Consider the following 22767-nt stretch of genomic DNA (forward strand, 5'->3'; position numbering starts at 1 on the left):
GTCAGCAAACGGTCAGCATGCGTCTGCATGGTGTCCGTGCTTGCTGGCCTGTGACCGACAGTGCGGCGCCTGAGCAGGATCTTGGGCCGGAACGGATGGTGCGTGACATGGCCCGACAGCTCGCCCGCGGCATGGGCTCCTTCTTCAAGGACTGCGACTGCGCGAAGCCCACCCGCTGCCCCCACCCGTACTCGATCCGCTTCCGCGACGCGCTCGGAAAGCAGCGCGAGGAGTCCGGATATGCCACGCAGGACGACGCAATCGAACGCCTCACGCAGCTCTACGCGGAGAAGAAGACCACGGCGCCGTCGGTGGCGGCGGCCCGGCGTGAGCTGGGGCAGCTGACGGTCGAGGAGTACGCGAAGCAGTGGCGGCCCCGGCAGCGCAGGATGACGGACTACTCCACGGGGGAGCACGTCGACAGCTCGATCAACGTGCACATCGTCCCCCGTCTGGGAGCGCGGAAGCTGAATGCGGTCACGCCGATGGTGGTGGAGCGGTTCCTGGACGAGATGGAGAGCGACGGAGTCGGCCGAGGGAATCAGGTGAACATATTCCGGATCCTGAAGACCATCCTGCGGGACGCCTATGCCAAGGGGGCCATGGTCGATGATCCGGTGAAGGGAGTCCAGGAACCGGAATACGTGCGGGGAAAGGTCGCCATTCCGTCCCTCGGCTACGTGACGAAGGCGCTGACCGTGGCCGATGAGGACCTTGCTCTGGAGATCGTCATGATGGCGGGGTGCGGTCTGCGCAATGGCGAGGCGCGGGCGGTGAACGTCAACAACGTCGTGGCCAAGGACGTGTACCGGGTGAGGGAACAGATCCATTCCAACACGCTGAGGCCGGCGAAACTGAAGCACCGCAAGGCGGGGGAGTTCCGGGAGGTGCCTCTGCCGCGGTCGGTGCGGGAGGCGATCGAGCGGCATGCGGAGAAGCACGGCACCACGAAGGACGGCTATCTGCTGCGGGGTCCGGGCGGCTACTTCACCGAAGGCATGGAGCGGCGCCGGGTGAGGAAACTCTTCAAGGATCTTCCGCCGGAGGAAGGGGTCGGGATGTACGGCTTCCGGCACTACTTCGCCTCGAACGCACTCGGGAACGGCATCCCGATCACCGATGTGGCGGAGTGGATGGGTCACAAGTCCATCGAAGAGACGTACCGGACCTACCGACATCTGATGCCGGGCAGCATCACCAAGGCCGCCCGGATCCTGGAAGCCGGCCTTTGGGAAGCCGCCTGATTCCTCCACCGCTGAGGAACAGCAGGTTCTTGGTCAGCTGGTAGTACGAGCACGGCATCCTTCTCTCCAGCGGGAACGATGGTTCGGAACGGCAACGGTGTTCCGCCCCGACCCAGTCGGATTGTCGGCGAGCCCCAAGGGCGAGGCTGGAGCCCAGACGTGGGACCACGTCCCTCCCGGCGTACCCACCGCCGCCCCTGACTCGTCAGGTCGATCACCGCAAGGCGGGTCAGCTTCCGGGTGGTGTGGCGGGTTTCGTCGTCGCGGGCGAGGTGGCGGATCTGCAGGCGTCGGCCGAAGGCCCGCTCGACGACGCGGGGCGTGGGGTGAGCTTCCGCCCCTTCGAAGGGGCGCCGGGACGCCGGCCGTCGCTGCCGGGGCTTGTTCGCCACCGGGTCGGCGGTGCTCGCGGGGTCCTGCGGTGGTTCCGACCTCGTACCGGCCGGCCGGATGTGCTGTAACGGGCCAGTAATGACACCTGGTCTAACGTGCGTTCTGCCTGATCCCCCCTCTGCGCACCGGCCCCGAGGCGCGCCGGGATCACTCCCCTCACTCGCTCACCAAGGAGCCGTCCCATGTACGTGCCCCGTACGCCCGGCCGCAGACGCGCCCTGTGGGCGACGGCCGCGCTCGCCGCTGTGCTGGCAAGCGCGGTACCCGTCGCCGCTCAGCCTCCCGCCGGCGCGGACGCCGCCCGGGCCAAGGTCGACTCGGCAGTCCTCGACTCCGTCGCCGCCGGCAGGGAATCGGCCTTCTTCGTCGTGCTCAAGCGGCATGCCGACCTCTCCGCCGCCCGCGGCAAGCGCGGCCACGCGGAGAAGACCAAGGCCGCGTTCGACGCCCTGCGGGCCGAGGCCGGCCGCAGCCAGAGGCCGCTCCGCACCTTCCTGGACCAGCAGAAGATCGGCTACCGGCCCTTCTGGATCGCCAACGCGCTGCTCGTCACCACCGATGACGAGTCGCTGGTCGAGGAACTGGCGGCCCGTGACGACGTGGCCGCCATCGTGCCCGAACGCCACTACGCACTGGACGAGGTGGAGGCCGCCTCCGAGACGGACGGCGCCGCCACCGGCACCGACTCCCTCGCCACCGGCGACAGCACCCCCGAGTGGGGCGTCGCGGACATCAAGGCCGACCAGGTCTGGTCCCAGTACGGCACCCGGGGCGAGGGCGTCGTCATCGCCAACATCGACTCGGGCGTCCAGTTCAACCACCCGGCACTGGTCGACAGCTACCGGGGCAACCTCGGCGGCGGCACCTTCGGCAACGACTACAACTGGTACGACCCCACCGGCCAGTGCGCCTCGTCGAACGGCGCCCCCTGCGACAACAACGGTCACGGCACCCACACCATGGGCACCATGGTCGGCAAGGGCGGCATCGGCGTCGCGCCCGGTGCGAAGTGGATCGCCGCCAAGGGCTGCGAGTCCTCGTCCTGCTCCGACTCCTCGCTGCTCGCCGCCGGACAGTGGATCCTCGCCCCGACCGACCGCAACGGGCAGAACCCGCGCCCGGACCTGGCGCCGGACATCGTCAACAACTCCTGGGGCGGCGGCGACACCACCTTCTACCAGGACATCGTCGAGGCGTGGAACTCCGCCGGCATCTTCGAGGCCTTCGCGGCCGGCAACGACGGCGACGGCGTGACCTGCTCCACGTCCCACGCGCCGGGCGCGCAGGCCCCTTCCTACGGCGTCGGCGCCTACGACTCCAGCGGGAAGATCGCCTCCTTCTCCGGTTTCGGCCCGTCCCTGGTCGACGGCTCGGCGAAGCCGAACATCTCCGCCCCGGGCGTCAACATCCGCTCCACCTGGCCCGGCTCCACCTACAAGGCGATCAACGGTACGTCGATGGCCACGCCGCACGTCGCGGGCGCCGTGGCACTGCTGTGGTCCGAGGCACCGTCGCTGGTCGGTGACATCGATGCCACCCGCGCGTTGCTGAACGGCGCAGCCCGCGACGTGGACGACACCCACTGCGGCGGCACCGCCGGGATGAACAACGTCTGGGGCGAGGGCAAGCTCGACATCCTCGGTGCCGTGGACGCGGCCCCGCACACCGCCGCCGTCATCAGCGGCCACGTGACCGACCAGGTCACCGGAGCCCCGCTCGGCGGCATGGTCGTCAAGGCCACCGGCGACACCGCCACCCGGAGCGTCACCACCACCGCCGACGGCGGCTACCGGCTGACCCTGCCCGCAGGCAGCTACTCCTTCACCCTCAGCGGTTACGGATACGCCGATGCCGCGACCGGCTACCAGGTCACCGCTGGCGCAGACGCCACCAAGGACTTCGGCCTGACCGCCGTCCCGCACCACGCCGTCACCGGCACCGTCGTCGACGTCACGGGCAATCCGCTCAAGGGCGCCACCGTGCAGCTCCCGGGCACCCCCGTACCCGTCGCCACCACCGACGCCACCGGCCGCTTCACCCTTCCGGACGTCGCCGAGGGCTCCTTCTCCCTCAAGGCCACTCCCGCCGCTCCGGTGCTGTGCAACGGCGTCTGGACCGGCGCCCTGACCGTCGACGGTGACGAGTCCGCCCCCGTGCGGCTGCCCCACCGCACCGACACCGCCGGCACCTACAGCTGCGCCCCGGTCGCCTCCTCCTGGATCGCGGGCACCACCAGGACCGGCCTCACCGGCGACGAGGACGCGACCAGCGTGACGCTGCCCTTCCCGGTGACGTTCTACGGTGTCGAGTACACCAGCGCCTCGGTCACCACCAACGGACTCGTCGGCTTCCTCCAGCCGCGCCTCGGCGACTACGCCAACACCGCACTGCCCACCGCCGCCCAGCCCAACGGCGTCCTCGCCGCCTTCTGGGACGACCTGGTCCTGGACAAGAAGTCCAGCGTCCAGACCGCCACCACCGGCGGCCCGGGTTCCCGGAAGTTCGCCATCGTCTGGAACAACGCGGCGTTCGCCGCCGACACCTCGGTCCGGATCTCCTTCGAGGCCGTCTTCGACGAGGCCACCGGCGCCGTCACCCTGCAGTACCGCGGCATCGGCGCCAACGCCCTGCAGCGGGGCGCCTCGGCGACCGTCGGCATCGAGAACCAGGCCGGCACCGACGCCCTCCCGTACTCCTTCGACGCGGGCGTCCTGAGTGACGCCACCGCGATCCGCTTCTCCCGGAAGGGCGCGTGATGAGCACCATCAGCCACCGAGGCCTCCGCCTCGCCTCCGTCCTCGTGGCGGCCGGCCTGACGCTGAGCGTCGCCCCGCCGGCCCTGGGCGCCGACGACAGCGGCCTGCTCACCCTCACCGCCGCCCAGAGCGAGGCGCTGGCCCGGCACGCCCGGATCGACGTCTACGGCGACGGCGTTAGTGACGACCCCCTGGACACCACGGCCCGAGCGGACACCTCCGTGCCGTCCGGGTCCACCGACACCACCGCCACGGACGGCCAGTCGTCCTTGGACGCCACCGGCACCGGCGCCTCCTTGGGGAAGCTGACCCAGCGGTCGGCGATGGAGGGCGTCCAGGGCATGGCCGCCACCGTTCCCGTGGCCGGCACCGACGGCGACTTCTTCACCCTTCACTCTCTGGGCACCGTGCAGCGCCGCACCGCCGACGGCAGGCAGCTGTGGATGCGCGACACCACCTCGCTGTACACGGACTGGCAGGTCACCCCGATCCGGCCGTACCAGGCCGAGCCCTACCCGGCCCGCATCGTCATGGGCTTCAACGCGGTCAGCCCCTTCAGCGCGAGCTCCGACCAGGGCTACGACACGGGCGACCTGACCGGCGACGGCGTGGCCGACGTGGTCTTCACCGCCAAGGTCGGCGACAACCCCTACCGCCCGTTCACGTCGCCCGGTTCCCCCCTGCCCACCGGGACCTTCGTCACGGTCCTGGACGGCGCCACGGGCAGGACGCTCTGGTCCAAGCTGTACGCGGGCGCGTTCCAGATCAAGATCGTCGACAGGACGCTGATCGTCGCCGATTCGGCCTTCTACAACCTCAACTCGAAGGCCGGCTCCCGCACGACGCTGAACGGCATCCGCTTCGCGAAGAGCGACGGCAAGCTCGTCCCCAGCGAGACCTGGACCCATGACGCGGGCGCCTACACCGGCGTCGCGTGGAGCAGTCTGGAGCCGCTCGGGAAGGGCCTGCTGGCCGCCTCCTGGAACCAGAGCCGCGCGTACAGCCCCGACAGGACGCCGAGCGGACACACCCTCGTCCTCGACACCGCGGACGGCAGCGTCAAGTGGGCGGTGACCAACCGCCTGTACTCCCGCGGGCTGTACCTCGACGCCGCCCGGGACCGGCTGGTCGCCCTGGAGCAGTCCGATCCGAACGACGGCGTGAAGTACGAGATCGTCTCCTACGCGCCGGCCGACGGAACCCGTACCTCCCTCGACACCCGGGTCAACGCGCTTCCGCTGGCCATGACGACCGGTGACGTCCAGGGCGACGCCGAGCCCGAGTACATCGTCAGCGAGTCCACGCTCGACAGCGGCGGCCTGCTTCTGAACGCCAACACCGTGCGCGCCCTGAACGGCGACGACGCCACGCCGCTGTGGTCCCGCACGATCAAGCGAGACCCCGGCTCGATCGGTGACAGCGGCGGGGCGTGGGGCCTGAGGACGGTGGACGGGAAGGTCGTCGCCTCCTACCTGGACGACAGGGGCAGCACCACCGCGGAGAACCGCAAAGCCGCCCGCCAGGCGCGCCTCGCCGTACTGGCCGGGAACAACGGTGCCATCAAGTGGGAACAACGCGGCCCGGTCGCCTCGCAGTTCGCGGCGCAGCCGTACCACCAGGACAACGGCTGGCACCTGCGTACGGTCGACAACAATCAGAACGTACGCGTCTACAACATGGGCAGCGGCAAGCAGGAGGGCCTGCTGCCGCTCCAGGGCATGCTCTTCACCGCCGCCTCGACGGACATCAGCGGCGACGGGAAGCAGGACCTGGTCGTCGGCGGCCAGTCCGACGGGCTCTTCGCCTTCGACGGCCCGTCACTGGTCGCGGGAAAGCCGAAGCGGCTGTGGACCGCCGTCCTGCCCGGCCAGGTCCACCAGGTCGTCAAGGCCGACGTGACGGGCGACGGCCGCGACGAACTCGTCGTCGCCGCGGACACCGCGACCGCGGTCGTGGACGCCCGGACCGGCAAGGTCCTCACCGTCATCGACGGCGGCGGCCGGTTCGTGCGCAACGTCGCCGCCGCCGACCTCGACGGTGACGGCAAGGCCGCGATCGTGGTGGCCACCGACAAGGTCCGGGCGTACCAGGGCGACGGCAAGCCGCTGTGGGAGTACGCCGCCCCCGCGAGCGTGGGCGACGCCGTCTTCGCCGACGTCTCGACCGGCGACGGCCGGGTCTACGCCCAGTTCCAGACCCGCGGGACCGGCATCCCGAACGTCACTCCGGCGGGCGGCGTGGCCCTGAACGGCAGGGACGGCTCGGTCGCCTGGTCGTTCACGCCGCAGCCCGGTGCGGGAACGGACGGCAAGGTCTACGGAGTCCCGCTGCGCGCCGGTACCTTCGCGTCGGCGGGCATCCCGTACGCCGACGGGCACGCGGTGGTGTACACGTACGTGACGCGCCAGGTCTCCGACGATCCGGTGTACAACGGCCAGTTCACCATCACGACCCAGATCCGCGACGGCCGTACGGGGGAGCTCCTGCACGAGGCCCTGGCCGGCGGCGCCAGGACGCTGTGGAACTGGTTCGCCGGCCCGCAAGGCCTGGTCATGGTCGGCAACGCCGGTTACCGGACGTACGCGGCGAACGGCCAGGACCACAGGCTGTACATGTACGCCGACACCCGCAGCGGGGCGATAGCCGCGGGCCCGAACGGACAGACCCTGCTGGTCTCCGGCGGGGTACAGACCGTCGAAGTCCACGAACCGTCGGTGCTCACCGCCGGGACGGACTACCCGTTTCCCACCGTCAGCAAGATCATCCTCGGGGCCCAGGAGCTCTTCACCGGTGACCTGGACGGAGACGGCGTCGACGAGGTGGTCTCGCTCAACTTCGACGAGGACGGCACCGACCGCACCTACGCCCTCGCCGGGGACGAGTACGTCCGTCCGTACACCGCGATCCGCCAGCTGACCACGCTCACCATCGACAGCCCGTGAGCCCGACCACCTGCTGACCGGCGGGTCCCGTGTGCGACACAGCACACGGGACCCGCCGGGCGCACTGCACCGGACGGATTACAGTTGCTGCCCTCATGAACAGGGAAAACGCGGACCGACAGCACCGCTCCACCGCTGCCCCCCTGCTCCGGCTGCACCTCTTCGGCGGATTCAGGGCCACGCGGGACAGCGGTCCCGCCCCGGCCGAACGCTGGCCGCGGCCCGGCGCCCGCACCCTGGTGAAGCTGCTCGCGGTCGCTCCCGACCACCAGCTGCACCGTCAGCTGGTGATGGAGACCTGCTGGCCCGAGGCCGACCGCGCGGCCGCCCTCGGGAGCCTGCGGGTCGCCCTGCACGCCGCCCGCCGTGCCCTGGAACCCGAGCTCGCCCCTCGCACCGTCTCCTCCTACCTCACCACCGACGGCGAGCTGCTGAGGCTCGAACCGGCCACCGTCCGGATCGACGCCGACGAGGCGGAGCACCTGGCCGTCGCGGCCCTGGAGGCCGGCGGCGTCCACCGGCTCGCCGACGCCCTGACGGCCTTCCCCGGGGAACTGCTCCCCGAGGACCGCTACGCGCCGTGGGCCCGGGCCCGCCGCGAGAGGGCCGCCGAGCTGCGGGACCGGTTGCGCCTCGCCCACGCCGCCGCGCTGCTGGCCGACGGGCTCACCGAGGAGGCGGTCGCGGCCGCCCGGGCCGTCCTCGACGACAACGCCGCGGACGAGCGCGCCCACCAGCTCCTGATCGACGCCTATCTCCGGCAGGGCCTGCCCCGACTGGCGGTCCGGCAGTTCCACCGCTGCCGCGAGATCCTCGACGCGGAGCTGGGCATCCGCCCCGGCCCGGCCACCGAGCGACTGCATCTGCTGGCCCTCGGCGCACCGGGCAGCGGCCTGACCGCGACGGGGCCGGGTTTCACCCTGCCCGCTCCGCTGCGGGTCCCGGCGCCCGTTCCGCTGCACGGCCGGGACCGGGCGCTCGCCGAACTGCTGGCCGAGGACGCGCCCCCGGTCCAGCTGCTCGCCGGCGAGGCCGGCCTCGGCAAGACGCGGCTGGTGACGGAAGCGGCACGGCGGGCCGCGTCGGAGGGCGCCCTCGTGCTGTGGGGAGCCGGACACGAGGCGGAGGGGCGCACCCCGTACGGCGCCTTCGTGGAGGCGTTCGACGGCTGGCTCGTCGCCCGGTCGGCGGCCGACCGGGCCCGTGTGGGCGTGGAGTACCCGGAGCTGACCGCGCTGCTGCCGTCACTCGGCCGCACCGGCATCGACGCCGCGCGCAGCCCGGAGGAGGAGCGCGAGCGGCTGTTCGGCGCGGCGGCGGGACTGCTGCGCGACCTCGGAGCGGCGGCGCCGGTCCTCGTCGTGCTCGACGATCTGCACGCGGCCGACACCGGCTCCTTCCAGCTGCTCAGCCATCTGGCCCGGCGGGCGTCCGCCGCCGGCCTCCGCTGGCGCTTCGCCGTCACCTGCCGGACGGGTGAACTGGCCGAGACCGATCCGCGGCAGGCCGCACTCGACCTCCTGGAACGGGCCGGACTCTCCCGGCGACTGCGGCTGGAGCGACTCGGCCGCGACGACTGCCTGGCGCTCGCCGCTCATGCTCTGGGTCTGCCCGAGGGGACCGCGGCCCCGGAGCGGGTCTGGGAGCTGTCGCTCGGCAACCCCCTGTTCGCCCTGGAGCTCGCGCGGGAATGGGGGGAGCACGCCGGGGAACCCGAGGAGGTCCACGCTCCGCAGGGCGTACGCCAGCTCGTCGCGGGGAGACTGGCCCGGCTCGACCCCGAGGCCCGCCGGGTGGTGGAGGCGGTCGCCGTCGCAGGCGGCAACGCCGCGCTGCCGGAGGTGCTGGACGTCGCGGCTAACGGTATGCACCCACGGATACCCGCCGCGAACGCCACCGCGGGCGCCGACGCCGCCGTCGCGGCCTCCGTGCTCACCGAACGTGCGGTGGTCGTCGACGGCCGCCCGGTCCCGGGACTGGCCTTCCGCCACCCGCTGATCCGGCTCACCTGCTACGAGCAGCTCTCCGCGGCCCGCCGTCGCCTCCTGCACTCCGCGTACGCCGACGTGGTCCGGCGCCGCAGCCCCGACGCGGTCGACACCCTTGCCGCGCACCTCGCCCGCGCCGACGACCCGCGCGCCACCGGCTATCTGCGCCAGGCCGCGGAGCGGGCCGCCGCCCTGTGCGCCAACGACACCGCGGATCACTACTACGCCGAGCTGACCGGCCTGCTCGACTCGCTGACCGCCGAGGCCGCCTGGGCCCGCATCGACCACAGCGCCGTGCTCCAGCGGATGGGCCGCTACGAAGACGCCGTCCGTCTGCTGCGCGGGGCGGTGGAGGACCTGCGGCGACGCGGCGACGCGGACGGGCTCGTGCTGGCCACGGGCCGGCTCGCCGACGTGCTGGCCAGGGTGCGCGCCGCCGAGGAGGGCCTGGCCCTGCTCGACGCCCAGCCACCCGGTCCCGCCACCTCCGCTCGGGCGACCGCGGTCCATCACTCCGGCCGGGCCGCGGTCTGTCTCACCGTCGGCCGCTACGCGCAGGCCGTGGAAGCGGCCCGGCTGGCCGGCGCCTCCGCCGAACGGGTCGTCGGTCCCGAGCGGCGCGGCCTGTGGGGACGGGCGCTGATGCTTCAGGCGGCCGCACTGGCCCTGGACGGCCGGTTCACCGAGGCCGGGCCGGTCGCCGACGCGGCGCTGCCGCACGCCGAGGCGTTCGGCGAACCCAGACTGCTCGGGTCCGTCCTGTCCGTCCAGCGCGAGCAGTCACGCCGCGCGGGCCGGCTGCGGGAGGCCGTCGAGACCGGGCACCGGGCCCTGGCCGTCGCCCAGCGTGCGGGCGATCCGGCGACCGTCGCCTTCGAGCAGGCCAACCTGGCCGAGCTGTATCTCCTGCTGGAGGAGTGCGAGCAGGCCTCGGCCCAGGCCGCCGCCGCGGTGGAGGCGTCGCGGACCGAGCCCGACTGGTCGACGCCGTACGCGCTGCTCGCAGGGGCCCGGGTCAGGATGCGTACGGCCGCAGGTGACCCGGCCGAGCTGCTGGAGACCGCGCTGCGCTGGGCGGTGGTGCACACCGACCGCCAGGCCCAGCACGAGGTGTTGACCGCGCAGGCCGAATGGCGGATCAGGCAGGGCGACCCCGAGGCGGCTCTGGCGCTGCTGGACCAGGTGACCGGGTCCGGTGCCGTCCACATCGCCGCGTGGGCGCACCTTGCCGCAGGGCGCGCCGAGCGGGCCGCCGAGCTGGCGCGGGCCGAGATCGAGCGGGCCACCGAGGCGGGCGAGCGGCTGACGGAGGCCGCGGCCCGCACCGTCCACGCCGCTGCCGTCGGTGCGTCGGGCCGCTCCGCCGAGTCGGCGGAGCTCTTCGCCGCGGCCGAGGAGCTGGCAGCCGGGCTGCCGTACCCGGCCGGGATCCGTCGTATCGAACTCGCCCGCGGTAGGCGGTGGTGAGGCGGGCCGCCGGGTCCGCTCGCCCCCACCCCTGAGAACCGTGGTGCAGGCGAGGCCCCAGCAGCACTCGCGCCTGACGCCGAGGTCCTGCAGATCGCGCGGCAGCGGGCCCAGGGGAACGGTTCCGTCGCCCACGGCCGGCGTCGCCGACCCGCCGCGCAGCGGATCGGCGAGGTCATGCCGCCCGGTCTTCGGAGGCCATGGCGGCGGCCAGGTCCGCGTACCGCGCGGGAGCGTCCGACCCGCGGTCGCGGACGCTACCGAGCCAGCCGAGCGCGAAGCCGGCGGGAACGGTGAGCAGCCCGGGGCTGACCAGGGCCGTCCCCTGGAGATCCAGGTCGGGGAAGGCGGCCGAGGGGGAGCCGGAGAACAGGGGTGAGACGGCCACCAGTGCGAGGGTGAGAACGCTCGTGCCGTAGACGCACCACAGCAGGCCCTGCCGGGTGAACCCGCGCCAGAGGAAGGTGTACACCAGGACGGGGGCGAGGGCGGAGGCGGCGAGCGTCATGGCCAGCGTGGAGAGCACGAGCAGGTTCCAGGCGGCGGCGGGCACGGACAGACCGACGGTGGCCGCGCCCACCACGGCCGCCGCCCAGCGGGCACGGCGGTCCTGACGGGGGACGCTCTCGGTGCCCGGCCGTGGGCGGCGTGGCAGCAGGTCGCGGGCGACCGAGGCCGCGGCGGCGAGCGTGACGTCGGCGACGGTGGTCAGGGCGGTGAGGAACACCGCACTGAAGACGGCCGACACGAGGATGCCGCCGGGACTGAGCTCCTGGGTGACCAGGAGGAGGGCGATGCTGCCCGTCGGGTCGGCGCCTCTGAGCGCCGGTCCGCCGAGGACCGCGGCCGCGCCGAGGCCGACGACGAGGAGCAGGGCCGAGATCGCGATCAGCTGCCCGACCGCCCAGCGCATGGCCGCGCGCGTCGCCCTGCCGCCCGGCGAGCCGAGGACCCGCATCGTGACGTGCGGCAGGCAGCACACCGCCAGCGCCACGGTGATGAGCTGACCGAAGCGGTTCGCCGCCGCCATCGGTCCGCTGCCGTACTGGACACCCGGCCCCAGGTAGGAGGTGCCCACGCCGCTCCCCGTCACCGCCGCGCCCAGCAGCCGGTCGGGACTCCAGTCGAAGCGGTCGAGGACGAGGAAGGCCGCGCCCGCCATCACCACGAGCAGGACCAGCACCTTGACGAGCTGGACACGGCCGGTGCCGCGAACCCCGCCGCTCATGGCGAGGGAGACGACGGCACAGCCGATCACGAGGATGCACGCCGTCTTCGCCCCGCTGCTGGTCAGCCCCAGGACGAAGGCCGACAGCGACCCGATCGCGGTCAGTTGCAGCACCACGTAGGGGAGGCAGACGCCCAACGTCACCAGACCCATGGCCAGGCGGACCGAGCGCTCGGGAAAGCGGTGGGCGAGCGCGTCGCCCACCGTGTACCCGCCCACCCTGCGCAGGGGGTCCGCGAACAGCAGGGCCAGCAGCACGAGGCCCATGACGACCCCGAGCGAGAGCATCATCCCGTCGTAACCGGTCAGCGCGACGAGCCCGATGAGGGCCATCAGGGTCACGGCGGACAGGGCGGCGCCGCTGATGACGAGGCCGCTGCGCCAGGCCGGTTCCTCGGACGACCGCGAGGGGAACATCGCGGCGTCGTCGTCGCCCGCGCCGCTGACCACCCACAGGCAGCCGCACAGGCTCAGGAACACCGTGAACACGGTGAAGAACGACTCCGGCGCGTCGAAGGCCGCCGCTCTCACGACAGCCCCCGGGCGCCCAGGGCGACGTCGACGCGGTTCGACTCGTGCCCGTGCCCCGTCAACGCCCAGGCGATCACGAGTACCTGGGGGCAGAGCAGGAGCAGCGCGAGGGAGAGGTGTCCCGCCACGGGGTCGGCGAGACCTTCCGGCGCGGCGGAGGCCGCCACCGAGAGCAGGGCGAAGCCGGCTCCGGCCCGGCCCGCCCACCGGCCGCCGGTCCGCATGATCGCCGCGAGCAGGCCCGCGGCGTCGGATTCGGCGGTGGCGACGTCTGTGGCGGGGGTGCCGACGGTGCGGGGTGCCGACGTGGGCATGAACGGTGGAACTGGGCGTGGCCGGCCGGGAAGCGTCAACGTGGCTCCAAGGGGGTCGGGAGGGTCGGTGCGCGGGCACATCGCGCACGTCGGCCGCCGCAGCATGCGGGGCCCGCGGGTGCCGAGTCCATTCGGATCGGGGCCGGGCCTCGTGGACCGCGCCGATCGTGTGTGTCGTCCCATCGGGGATCATTCGGTTTGTGTGAAGACACATCGCTGATGGCTTTCCGGGGTCGATGCCTGTTACTGCCATGTTCTCGGGCTCGACTGCATGAGCAATGCCTGGACACGGTGGTTATGTGGGATTAACTTGGCCGCCACTTGGTGACGTCGTTGCCAGGTCCCTCCCGCTTCCCTCGGCTGCGCCCCGTGCGATCGCGCGCCGATCCCTCAAGATCCGCTGCCGTCTCTTCAGGCAATCCAGGAGTACAGGAGTTCCCCATGACCAGAGCGTGGCCGAAGAGCATGCCCCCGTCCCTGGACTACCCGGACGCCGGGATCGACCGGATCCTCGCGGGCGCCGCCCGGTCCTTCTCCGACCGGATCGCCGTCCGCGACGGCGAGGAGACGTTGACCTTCGCGGAGCTGTACGACCACGCGCTGCGCGTGGCGGGCGGGCTGCGGGAGCGGGGCATCGTCCCGGGCGACGTCGTCGCGATGCACATGCCCAACTCGCTCTGGTACGTCGTGGCGTACTACGGCGCGATCTGCGCCGGCGCGACCGTCGCCCCGGTCAACCCCGCCCAACCGGCCCGCGCGCTCACCGAGCAGCTCCAGGACGTGGGAGCCGCAGCGGTCGTCACCCACCCGGCCTGTGCCGCCGCGCTCGCCGGCGTCGACGTCCCCGGCGTGCGGTTCGTGGTGTGCGTGTCCGGGACCGCCGCCGCTCCGGCGCCGGCATCCCCGCCCCCGGCCCACCGGGAGACCGTGCCCTTCGCCGAGCTGCTTGCCGCCGCCCCCCTGACCGGGTACGCGACGGACCCGGAGCAGGTCGCCCACTTCCAGCTGACCGGAGGTACCACCGGCCGTTCCAAGGCCGTGCGCGTGCTCCACCGCAACGCCGTGGCCGCCGCGCTCCAGGCGGCGTGCCTGCGCTCCGCTACCCTGCCGGAGCAGGACGCCGAGGGCGGCGTGTTCCTCCGGCCGGTACCCGACGCCCTCAACGCGTACGCGCTGCCGGTGGGCGAGGGCGCCACCATCGCCGTCGCCCCGCTCTTCCACGGCATGGGCCTGATCACGCAGAGCGTCAACATCGTCCTGGGGCAGACCACCGTCATGGTGGCGGGCTTCCAGCCGGATGCCTTCCTCGCCGACGTCGAGCGCCATGGTGTCACCGCGATCACCGGGTCCCCCGCGATGTACTACGCCCTGCTCGCGAGCCCGGCCCTCGACAAGCACGACTACTCCCGGGTGCTGATGGCTGTCTCCGGAGCCGCGCCGATCGACACGAAGGCGCTGAGCCGCCTCGCCGAGGTCTTCCCGAACGCCCTGGTCTGCGAGGGGTACGGACTCACCGAGGCGAGCATGGGGCTCGCCGGCGCCCCGCCGAACCCGACCGTCGCGACCCCGGTGGGCAGCGTCGGCATCGCGGTGTTCGACACCCGCATCGAGATCCGCTCGCCGGACACGCACACCGTCCTCGGGGCGGGGGAGACGGGTGAGGTGTGGGCGAGCGGCCCACAGGTCGCCGACGGGTACCACGGGCAGCCCGAGCTGACGGCGGAGCAGTTCGCCGACGGCTGGCTGCGTACCGGCGACATGGGGCGCCTCGACGAACACGGCCATCTTTTCCTCGTCGGACGCGCCAAGGACATGATCATCTACAAGGGCTACAACGTCTATCCGCAGCCGCTGGAGGAGATCCTCTGCGGCCATCCGGCCGTGGCCCAGGCCGCGGTCGTGGGCGCCCCGAGCGCGAACGCGGGCGAGATCCCGGCCGCGTTCGTCGTCCTGCGCCCCGGCGTCGCGGAAGCGGATGAGCTGGCCGACGAGCTGATGGTGTACGTGGCCGAGCGCGTCGCGCCCTACCAGAAGGTCCGTGACCTGCGCGTGGTCGACTTCCTGCCGCTCACGCCCACCGGCAAGATCCTCAAGACGGCACTGCGCGACCAGCTCACCGAGGATGCCGCCACGGCGCGCTGAGAACAGGTGGATACGTCGGCGCCCCGGGGAAGCGCGGGGCGCCGACGCCTTCGCGTCCACGCGCGTGGAGACGCTCGTCGCTCCGGTGCGTGGACGCCACGGCTGGGTGACGGTCGCGGGCGGGCAGGTCTTGTGTCGCGGGGCAGGACGCGGTGCCTTCTCCTGTGACCGCCCACACAGATCGCGCCGGAGCCGAACAGGGCGTGCGCGAAGGGTTGTTCGCTCCCGCCGGGACCTGGAACGTGATCCTCCGATTCGCTCGCCGATTCTCGCCGGGCCCCGACCGAACCTCGTGCGCGTACGGCCACAACCACAACCACGGACACGGCCACGGCCGGTGTCCGGACACGGCACCCACCCACCCCTCCACCCACAGGAGTCACGTTGAACAGATCGTGGAAGACCCCGCTGCGCCGCCGGCCGAGCGCCTTCGCCGCAGCCCTGCTGGGCGTCTTCGTCGCCGTCCTTCTCGGGCCCGCCCCGGCCGCCACCGCGGCCGTCGAACCCGGGCTCGACACCCCGGCCGCCACGCTCGACGCGGCGCTGCACTGCCCCGGCTCCTACGCCCATCCCGACCGTGAGCCGGTGCTGCTGGTCCACGGCACCAGCTCCACCGCCGACGAGAGCTGGGGCTGGGGCTACGCCCCCGCCTTGCGCGACGCGGGCTACGACGTCTGCACGGTCGACCTGCCCAACAGGTCGATGGGCGACATCCAGGAGGCCGCCGAGTACGTCGTCCACGCCGTCGGCAGGATCAACTCCCTGACCGGTCGCAAGGTCGACGTCATCGGCCACAGCCAGGGCAACATGGAGATCCGCTGGGCGCTCAGGTGGTGGCCGAGCCTGCAGGGCGAGGTCGACGACGCGGTCTTCCTGGCCAACCCCGGCCACGGCATCGGTGCCGGCAACCTCTTCTGCACGGCCCCCTGCGCTCCCGCACTGCACCAGTTCAGTGTCGGATCCGACTTCCTCGCCGCCCTCAACGCCGGCGACGAGACCCCCGGCCCCGTCTCCTACACCAACCTCTACAGCCTCACCGACGAGGCCATCGTCCCCGTCACGACCGCGCCGGTGAGCGGCGCCGCGAACATATCGATGCAGAGCGTCTGCCCCGGGCGCACCGTCACCCACTTCGGCTTCCTGTACGACTCCGTCGCCTACGGGCTGGTCGTCGACGCGCTCTCGCACTCCGGGGCGGCCGACCCCGGCCGGCTGCCGTTCGGCAAGTGCCTGGACGTGAACCTCCCCGGCGTCACGGTGTCCGAGGCGAGCGGGGCCACCGCGGTCGCCGCAGCGAACATGAGCGCGGAGCTCCTGAACGCCACCAAGGTGTGGGCCGAGCCGTCCCTGCGTTCCTACGCCCTGTCCTGACCCCGCCCTCCCCGACAACGGGCCCGTGCCGCCGAGCGGCACGGGCCCGCTCGCGTCCGTGCCGTCGCGGACGCCACGGGGCCGGCCGGGGAGACCCCGGAGTGGTCCGCCCTCGCGCGCCCGCCGTACGGAAGGCGCCCCTCCCGCTCCGTGTTCCCCACGTCAGCACCCCTCGCCGGACACGGCGAGGCGCGGTGCACGGTCGCCGGGGGCCTCGACTCTGCGGACGCGGGCGGCGGCCTCGTCCGCGGGCAGCGGGTCGCGACCATGGCGGACCGCGTACGGTCGCTGACCGCGGGACCGGACCTGGCGGCCGGTCAACACGTACTCCCTCGACGACGTCCGCCGAGCCCGCACCGAGCGCGGTCTTCTCGACCTCTTCGCGCTCAACAGGGAGCAGGCACGCGCTGTCGGGACACTCGTCGTGCTGACCGGGATCCGAGAGCCCGTGGGGAGCGACCGCGCACAAGACGACGACCGCACGGGAGCGCCTTTCGGCGTCCCGTGCAGTCATGTCACCGCGCCCGATGTATCAGCTCCCGTGCGCGGCGAGGTACTCGGCGAGTGCCGGGTCCTCGGTGGCGTCCTGGATCTGCTTCATGCCGCCGGGAACGTCCGCGGCGGGCTGGGCGATGTACGTCTTCGTGCTGGACGCCTTGGCCGGGTCGGAGAAGTCCTGCGGCTCGTGGAAGCCCTCGGCGTACGCGGTGAGGCTGCGCAGGGCCTTGCTGATGCCGTCGCGGCTGAGGTCCTTCTTCTCGCAGGCGGCCTTGAGGGTGCCAACGAGGAGGGAGCCGGCCGCGTTGCCGGCCTGCGCCGCCTGGTTCACCGGGTCCTTGGGGTAGGCCTTGGTGTAGTCGTCGACGAGCTTCTTCACCGACGGCTCGTCGACGCTGAGCGCCGGCCAGGGGCTGGCCACGTACAGCATCTTCTCCAGCGCCGGCTTCGCCGGTGTTGCCAGCAGCTGAGGCACGTAGGCCGGGGCGCTGGCGAGCACCGGTACCTTCAGGCCGGTGGCGGCGGCGACGCCGACGAGGGACGCGGTCTGAGCGGGGACGCCGCTGAACACGACGGCCTTGACGCCCGCGGCACGGAGCGCGGTCACCTGCGCGGTGAGGTCCTTGTCGGTGGGCTTCACGGTCTGCGCGACGAGGGTGAGGCCGGCCTTCTGCGCGGCGAACTTGGCGCCCTCGGCCGCGTTGCCGCCGTACTCGCCCTCGATGAAGACGTGACCGACCTTGTCGCCCTTCTTCAGCTTCGCGGCCTTCACCAGGAAGCCGACTCCGTTGACCATGTCGATGTCGTACGTGCTGGCCATCAGGCGCAGGTGGGGCTTGCCCAGGACGGTGCCGGAGGCACCGATCTGGATCGACTGGAGCTTGTCCTTCTCGATGCCGTCCAGCAGCGCCGCGGTTTGTGCCGAGCCACTCAGCTGGCCGAGCGCCGCGACCTGGGGCTCGATTTCGGCGTAGGCCGCGACGGCCTTCTGCACGTCGAGCCCGTGGTCGCGCACCACCAGCTCGACCGTGCGTCCGCAGACGCCTCCCGCGGCGTTCACCTGCTTCAGGTAGAGCTGCTCGGCCTGGAGGGCGCTCTTGCCGAGCGGCGCGACCGGACCGCTGAGGTCGGTGAGGACCCCGACGCTGATCTTGTCCTGCGTGATGCCGGGGCCGGTCTTCATGCCGGCCTTGTCGGTGGAACCGGCGGAGTCGCCGCCCTTGGTGCTGCATGCGGCCAGGACGACGGCCAGCGAGGTGGCCGCCGCGGCGGCCACGAGGGTCTTTCTGCGGTTCACGGTGTGTGCTCCTTGAGGGTGTCGCCGCCGGTGCCGGCACCGGCGGAAGGCGGGGGAGGAGGAGTGGTAGGGGAGGAGGAGCGACGCGGCCGTGGAAGACCCCGCAGGACGCGGGCGGCCCGCCGGCCGCGGAGACCCACGAGTCCTCCCGGGGCGAAGACCAGGGTCAGGACCAGCGCGGCGCCGTAGAGGAAGCGCGCCGCGTCTGCCGAGCCGAGCCCCGGCTCGGTGGAACCGGCGGACACCACCAGCGGAAGGGCGTCGGAGTAGTGGGCGAGCAGCTGAGGCAGCACGCTGACGAAAACCGCCCCGGCCGCCGCGCCCGCGACGGAGCCGAGGCCGCCGATCACGATCATGGCGAGCATGTCCATGGAGAGCAGCAGGCTGAAGTAGTCGGGGACGACCCGTTGGGCGGCCAGCGCCAGCAGTGCGCCCGCCGCGCCCGCGTACATCGACGAGACGGTGAAGGCGGCGGCGCGGTAGCGGGCTGCAGGGACCCCCATCACCGCGGCGGCGACCTCGCTGTCGCGCAGGGCTCCGAGTGCCCGGCCGGGACGCCCCCTGAGGAGGTTCCTGGCCGCCAGGGCGGCCACCACGACCAGCACCAGGCCGAAGTACCAGAGCCGTTCCAGCCCCCCGAAGGGGACGCCGAGCACCGCCAGGCCGTCGTCGGCATCGCCCAGGCTCAGCCCGAGGATCTCCATGTCGGGGACCGTCCGGCCGTTGAAACCGCCGGTGTACGACTCGGCGTTGAGCATCGCGTGGTGGCCGAAGAAGATCAGGGCCAGCGTGGCGACCCCGAGGTACATGCCGCGCAGCCGACCCGAGAGGGGGCTGAAGGCGGCGCCCGCGACACCGGCGAGCGTCACCGCCGCGGCGAACGCGACCAGCGGGGGAAGGCCGAGACCCGCGAGCTCGGTCGTCCCGGAGCGGTGGGAGTCGTCGGCGAGCCAGGTGTAGCCGTACGCCCCGACCGCCAGGAAGAAAGCGTGGCCGAGCGAGAGCTGTCCGGCCGTTCCCACGAGGAGGTTCAGGCCGATCGCGGCGATCACCGCGACCATCGCGAAGAGCCCGGTCTGGAGCCAGAAGGAGGAGAGGTAGAGCGGCGGTGCCAGGAGCAGCGGACAGCCCGCCAGGGCGGCGATCCGCCGGGGGCCGAGGGCCCGCAGCCGCCGAACGACCGATGCGGGAGCCGATGAGAAGCGGTCAGACACGGGATGACTCCTTGGCTCCGAGCAGGCCCTGCGGCCGGACGATCAGGACCAGCACCATCACGGCGTACGGGACGACCTCGGCGAGTCCGGAGCCGAGGCCGCTCAACTGCTGCTGGTAGCCGGTCGCCAGGGCCTCCGCCATGCCGACGAGGAGACTGCCCAGCAGGGCGCCGCCGACCGAGCCGAGTCCGCCGAGCACCGCCGCGGGGAAGGCCGCGAGGGCGATCTGGCCGGTGGTCCGGTCGATGCCGGTGCCGGGGAACGCCGCCAGGAAGACGGCGGCCACCGCGGCCAGCGCGCCGGCGAGCAGCCACGCGCTCATGCGCAGCCGGTCGCCCCGTACGCCCATCAGCGCGGCGGCCTCGGCGTCGGAGGAGTACGCGCGCATGGACAGGCCCCAGCCCGTCCACCGGAAGGCCGCCAGGAACGTGCCCACCAGGAGTGCGGCGGCGAGCAGCGAGTACACCCGGGCCTGGGCGACGGTCACGCCGCCGACCGTGAGCACGTCGGCTCCCCAGGGGTCGCCGGTGCCGAGGACGTCGCCGCCGATCCGCCGGGCGAGCTCGGTGAGCAGGAGGATGTCGACGCCGATGGTCAGGATGGTGGGTACGGCAGGACCGTTCGCCCGCGCCACCCGGCGCAGGACGAGTGCTTCGAGCGCCGCCGCGGCCGCCGCTCCGAGCGCGGCGACGGCGAGGGCGCCGACGAAGCCGAGCGGCTCGTGCAGGACCGCGACCAGGTAGCCGCCGAGGAGCAGGAGGGAGCCGTGGGCGAAGTTGACCGCGCCGGACACCTTGAAGACGAGGCAGAAGCCGAGGGCCACGAGGGCGTAGACCGAGCCGAGGGCCATGCCGTTGAAGACGGTCTGGACGAGCGTGTTCATGGAGCCTGCTCCGTGTCAGGGCCGTCGGGGGCCGGGATGGTGGCGGAGGACGGGCCGCCGCCCAGGTACGCCCGGACGACCGCCGGATCGCGTTGGACGGCCTCGGGCGAACCGCCGCCTATCCGGCGCCCGAAGTCCAGGACGGTCACCTCGTCCGCCATCCGCATCACCATCCCCATGTCGTGCTCGACGATCAGCACGGAGACGCCCAGGGCGTCCCTGATGTGGGCGATCGTGCGGGCCATCCCCAGACGTTCGGCGGTGTTCATGCCGGCCACCGGCTCGTCGAGGAGCAGCAGCCTGGGCTCCATGCAGAGCGCCCGGGCGAGTTCGACGCGCTTGCGGTCCCCGTACGACAGGAGGGCGACCGGTGCGTCGAAGAGCGCCCCGAGCCCGGTGAACTCGGCTATCTCGCGGACGCGCTCGCGGTGCAGACGCTGTTCCCGCACCACGCTCGGCAGGCGCAGCGCCGTCGCGGTGAAGCCGGCGCGGGTCAGGGTCTGGCGGCCCAGCATCAGGTTGTCCGCGACCGTTCCCCGGGTGAGGACGATGTTCTGGAAGGTCCGGGCGACGCCGAGGGCGGCGATCCGGTGCGGCGGGAGGGCGGTCAGCTCCGCCTCGCCGAAGCGCACGCTGCCGCTCGCCGCGCGGTAGACCCCCGAGAGGACGTTGAAACAGGAGGACTTGCCGGCCCCGTTGGGGCCGATCAGCGCGTGCACGCTGCCCGGTGCGACGGTGAACCCGACGCCGTCCAGGGCGGTGAGGCCGGCGAAGCGTACGGTCACGTCCTCCACGGTCAGCGCCGGAACCCCTTCCTGCGAGGGTGAGGTCCCGGGGGAGGCGGCGTGGCGCAGCAGTTCGCGGATCAACGGGACCACCTGCCCAGCGAGGGGGCGGGAGCGGCCTCCTCGTCGCCGGGGCCCGGCTCGCCGTCTCCCTCCGGCCGCTCGCCGAGGTACAGGCGCCGGACCTCGTCGGACCGGGACAGCTCGTCGGCGGGTCCTTCGAGGCGGATCCGGCCGACGTCGAGGACGTACGCGTGGTCGGCGAGTTCCAGGGCGAGGGCCGCGTTCTGCTCGACGAGCAGGACGCCGGTGCCGAGTGCGTTGATGTGCCGGACCACCTCGGCGATCCGCGCGACCACGAGCGGCGCGAGGCCGAGGGAGGGCTCGTCCAGGAGCAGCAGCCGGGGCCGTGCCATCAGGGCCCGCCCGATGGCGAGCATCTGCTGTTCGCCGCCGGAGAGCAGCCCTGTGCCCGGTGTGCGCGTCGAGCGACCTCGACTCCCACCGGAGTGACGGCCGGGGCGTCGTGGTCCGGTCGACGGTGGTGAGCCGCTATCGAAGGGCGATGCGCAGCGAGTCGGTCGTGCGGTTCCCGGAGGGCTTCACGCTCCGCTGTCGGGTCGTCGGTGCCCCGCCGCATCTCGTGCGCGAGGGGACCCGGGTGCGTCCGGTGGCCGGGACGGACCCCGCCGCCGGCGAGCTCGTCTTCGAGGTGTTCGGGGTGTGCGACACCGACGACCGTGAACGGTGGCGCCGTCAACAGTGAGAGAGGACATCCGTCGGATGCGTGAATTCAGTCGAGTCGGGGTCGTGGGCTGCGGGCTCATGGGCTCCGGGATAGCCGAGGTCTGCGCGCGCGCCGGCCTCGACGTCGTGGTCGCCGAACGCGGCGCCGAAGCCCTCGCGGCAGGCCGGTCCCGGCTGACCGCCTCGCTCGACCGGGGGCTCCGGGGCGGCAAGCTGACCGAGGGGGAGCGTGAGGCGGCGCTTCGCCGGCTTTCGTTCACCACCGACCTCGACGGCTTCGCCGACCGCGATCTGGTCGTCGAGGCGGTTGCCGAACAGCGCGACGTCAAGGCGTCCGTCTTCCAGCGGCTCGACCGTGTCCTGGCCGGTCGCGAGGCGGTCATCGCCTCCAACACCTCGTCGATCCCGATCATCGACCTGGCCGCGGTCACCGGACAGCCGCGGCGTGTCGTCGGCGTGCACTTCTTCAACCCCGTACCGGTGCAGCGGCTGGTCGAGGTCATCCCCACCCAGCTCACCGCCCCGGAGGTCACCGCGGACGTGACGGCCTTCATCGAGCGCACGCTCGGCAAGACCGTCGTCCTGGCCCGCGACCGTGCGGGCTTCGTCGTCAACGCCCTGCTCGTCCCCTACCTCGTCTCCGCCGTGCGGATGCTCGAGTCCGGGGTGGCCTCGGCCGAGGACATCGATGCCGGCATGGTGCTCGGCTGCGCCCACCCCATGGGGCCGCTCCGGCTTCTCGACCTCATCGGCCTCGACACGGCGTTGTCGATCGCCGAATCGATGTACGAGGAGTTCAAGGAGCCGCTGTACGCCCCGCCGCCGCTGCTGCGGCGCATGGTGGCGGCCGGCGCCGTGGGCCGGAAGGCGGGGTGCGGCTTCTATGTCTACACGGACTGATGTCTCTGGGCAGCCGCGTTAGTCTAAATTAACTTAGCCAGCGATGGAGCCGGATTTCAAAGGTGTC

General features: G+C 72.5%; 13 protein-coding genes and 2 pseudogenes. 8 read left to right on the top strand and 7 right to left on the bottom strand.

Annotation, left to right across the window (positions count from 1 at the left end; genetic code table 11):
• The first annotated feature begins 107 nt into the window (after positions 1-107).
• The 4 genes from ABZ621_RS32295 (at position 108) to ABZ621_RS32310 (ending at position 10790) form a co-directional block, all read left to right on the top strand.
• Positions 108-1244 (top strand): tyrosine-type recombinase/integrase, encoded by a 1137-nt coding sequence (locus tag ABZ621_RS32295; protein WP_360610004.1) that lies wholly within the window; start codon positions 108-110, stop codon positions 1242-1244.
• A gap of 575 nt (positions 1245-1819) precedes the next feature.
• Positions 1820-4393 (top strand): S8 family serine peptidase, encoded by a 2574-nt coding sequence (locus tag ABZ621_RS32300; RefSeq protein WP_360610005.1) that lies wholly within the window; start codon positions 1820-1822, stop codon positions 4391-4393.
• Positions 4393-7335: a hypothetical protein gene (locus ABZ621_RS32305; protein ID WP_360610006.1), complete on the top strand. Its 2943-nt coding sequence runs from the start codon at positions 4393-4395 to the stop codon at positions 7333-7335. Before ABZ621_RS32300 ends, ABZ621_RS32305 begins: the two co-directional genes overlap by 1 nt.
• A 95-nt stretch (positions 7336-7430) precedes the next feature.
• Positions 7431-10790, top strand: coding sequence for an AAA family ATPase (locus ABZ621_RS32310; RefSeq protein WP_360610007.1), 3360 nt, complete (start codon positions 7431-7433; stop codon positions 10788-10790).
• Positions 10791-10965: 175 nt separating this feature from the next.
• Here the strand turns inward: ABZ621_RS32310 and ABZ621_RS32315 are convergent, their stop codons facing one another.
• Both ABZ621_RS32315 and ABZ621_RS32320 read right to left on the bottom strand, forming a co-directional pair.
• Positions 10966-12549, bottom strand: coding sequence for a transporter (locus ABZ621_RS32315; protein ID WP_360610008.1), 1584 nt, complete (start codon positions 12547-12549; stop codon positions 10966-10968).
• Entirely contained in the window at positions 12546-12863 is a 318-nt protein-coding gene (locus tag ABZ621_RS32320; protein ID WP_360610009.1) for a hypothetical protein, read from the bottom strand. The genes ABZ621_RS32315 and ABZ621_RS32320 overlap by 4 nt, the downstream gene beginning before the upstream one ends.
• A gap of 441 nt (positions 12864-13304) precedes the next feature.
• Between ABZ621_RS32320 and ABZ621_RS32325 the strand changes: the two genes are divergently transcribed.
• Positions 13305-15005: a class I adenylate-forming enzyme family protein gene (locus ABZ621_RS32325; protein WP_360610010.1), complete on the top strand. Its 1701-nt coding sequence runs from the start codon at positions 13305-13307 to the stop codon at positions 15003-15005.
• A 384-nt stretch (positions 15006-15389) separates the two neighbouring features.
• Positions 15390-16376: a hypothetical protein gene (locus ABZ621_RS32330; protein ID WP_360610011.1), complete on the top strand. Its 987-nt coding sequence runs from the start codon at positions 15390-15392 to the stop codon at positions 16374-16376.
• A gap of 532 nt (positions 16377-16908) precedes the next feature.
• Here ABZ621_RS32330 and ABZ621_RS32335 read toward each other — a convergent pair.
• The 5 genes and pseudogenes from ABZ621_RS32335 to ABZ621_RS32355 all read right to left on the bottom strand — a co-directional run.
• Positions 16909-18171, bottom strand: a complete 1263-nt coding sequence (locus tag ABZ621_RS32335) for an ABC transporter substrate-binding protein (protein WP_360610012.1) — start codon at positions 18169-18171, stop codon at positions 16909-16911.
• Positions 18168-19316 (bottom strand): branched-chain amino acid ABC transporter permease, encoded by a 1149-nt coding sequence (locus ABZ621_RS32340; protein ID WP_360610029.1) that lies wholly within the window; start codon positions 19314-19316, stop codon positions 18168-18170. Before ABZ621_RS32340 ends, ABZ621_RS32335 begins: the two co-directional genes overlap by 4 nt.
• Before the next feature lie 61 nt (positions 19317-19377).
• The gene (locus tag ABZ621_RS32345) at positions 19378-20268 is read right to left on the bottom strand and encodes a branched-chain amino acid ABC transporter permease (RefSeq protein WP_360610013.1); all 891 of its coding nucleotides are present in this window, start codon (positions 20266-20268) and stop codon (positions 19378-19380) included.
• A complete protein-coding gene (locus ABZ621_RS32350) occupies positions 20265-21068 on the bottom strand; it encodes an ABC transporter ATP-binding protein (RefSeq protein ID WP_360610030.1) in 804 nt (267 codons plus the stop codon). Before ABZ621_RS32350 ends, ABZ621_RS32345 begins: the two co-directional genes overlap by 4 nt.
• A gap of 65 nt (positions 21069-21133) precedes the next feature.
• Positions 21134-21520: pseudogene (locus tag ABZ621_RS32355) on the bottom strand (ATP-binding cassette domain-containing protein); the annotation flags it as partial.
• Between ABZ621_RS32355 and ABZ621_RS32360 the strand changes: the two are divergent.
• Together ABZ621_RS32360 and ABZ621_RS32365 are read left to right on the top strand one after the other, a co-directional pair.
• Positions 21520-21819 (top strand): annotated as a pseudogene (locus tag ABZ621_RS32360) (hypothetical protein); the annotation flags it as partial. The pseudogenes ABZ621_RS32355 and ABZ621_RS32360 sit on opposite strands and share 1 nt — an antisense overlap.
• A gap of 17 nt (positions 21820-21836) precedes the next feature.
• The gene (locus tag ABZ621_RS32365; RefSeq protein WP_360610014.1) at positions 21837-22700 is read left to right on the top strand and encodes a 3-hydroxybutyryl-CoA dehydrogenase; all 864 of its coding nucleotides are present in this window, start codon (positions 21837-21839) and stop codon (positions 22698-22700) included.
• Positions 22701-22767 lie beyond the last annotated feature (67 nt).

The sequence above is a fragment of the Streptomyces sp. NPDC007863 genome, assembly GCF_040633895.1.
GTDB lineage: Bacteria > Actinomycetota > Actinomycetes > Streptomycetales > Streptomycetaceae > Streptomyces.

Excerpts from the sequence above, each read along its gene's own strand:
- ABZ621_RS32295 (WP_360610004.1), top strand. The coding sequence starts at position 108 with ATGGCCCGACAGCTCGCCCGCGGCATGGGCTCCTTCTTCAAGGACTGC.
- ABZ621_RS32300 (WP_360610005.1), top strand. The coding sequence starts at position 1,820 with ATGTACGTGCCCCGTACGCCCGGCCGCAGACGCGCCCTGTGGGCGACG.
- ABZ621_RS32305 (WP_360610006.1), top strand. The coding sequence starts at position 4,393 with ATGAGCACCATCAGCCACCGAGGCCTCCGCCTCGCCTCCGTCCTCGTG.
- ABZ621_RS32310 (WP_360610007.1), top strand. The coding sequence starts at position 7,431 with ATGAACAGGGAAAACGCGGACCGACAGCACCGCTCCACCGCTGCCCCC.
- ABZ621_RS32320 (WP_360610009.1), bottom strand. The coding sequence starts at position 12,863 with ATGCCCACGTCGGCACCCCGCACCGTCGGCACCCCCGCCACAGACGTC.
- ABZ621_RS32325 (WP_360610010.1), top strand. The coding sequence starts at position 13,305 with ATGACCAGAGCGTGGCCGAAGAGCATGCCCCCGTCCCTGGACTACCCG.
- ABZ621_RS32345 (WP_360610013.1), bottom strand. The coding sequence starts at position 20,268 with ATGAACACGCTCGTCCAGACCGTCTTCAACGGCATGGCCCTCGGCTCG.
- ABZ621_RS32365 (WP_360610014.1), top strand. The coding sequence starts at position 21,837 with ATGCGTGAATTCAGTCGAGTCGGGGTCGTGGGCTGCGGGCTCATGGGC.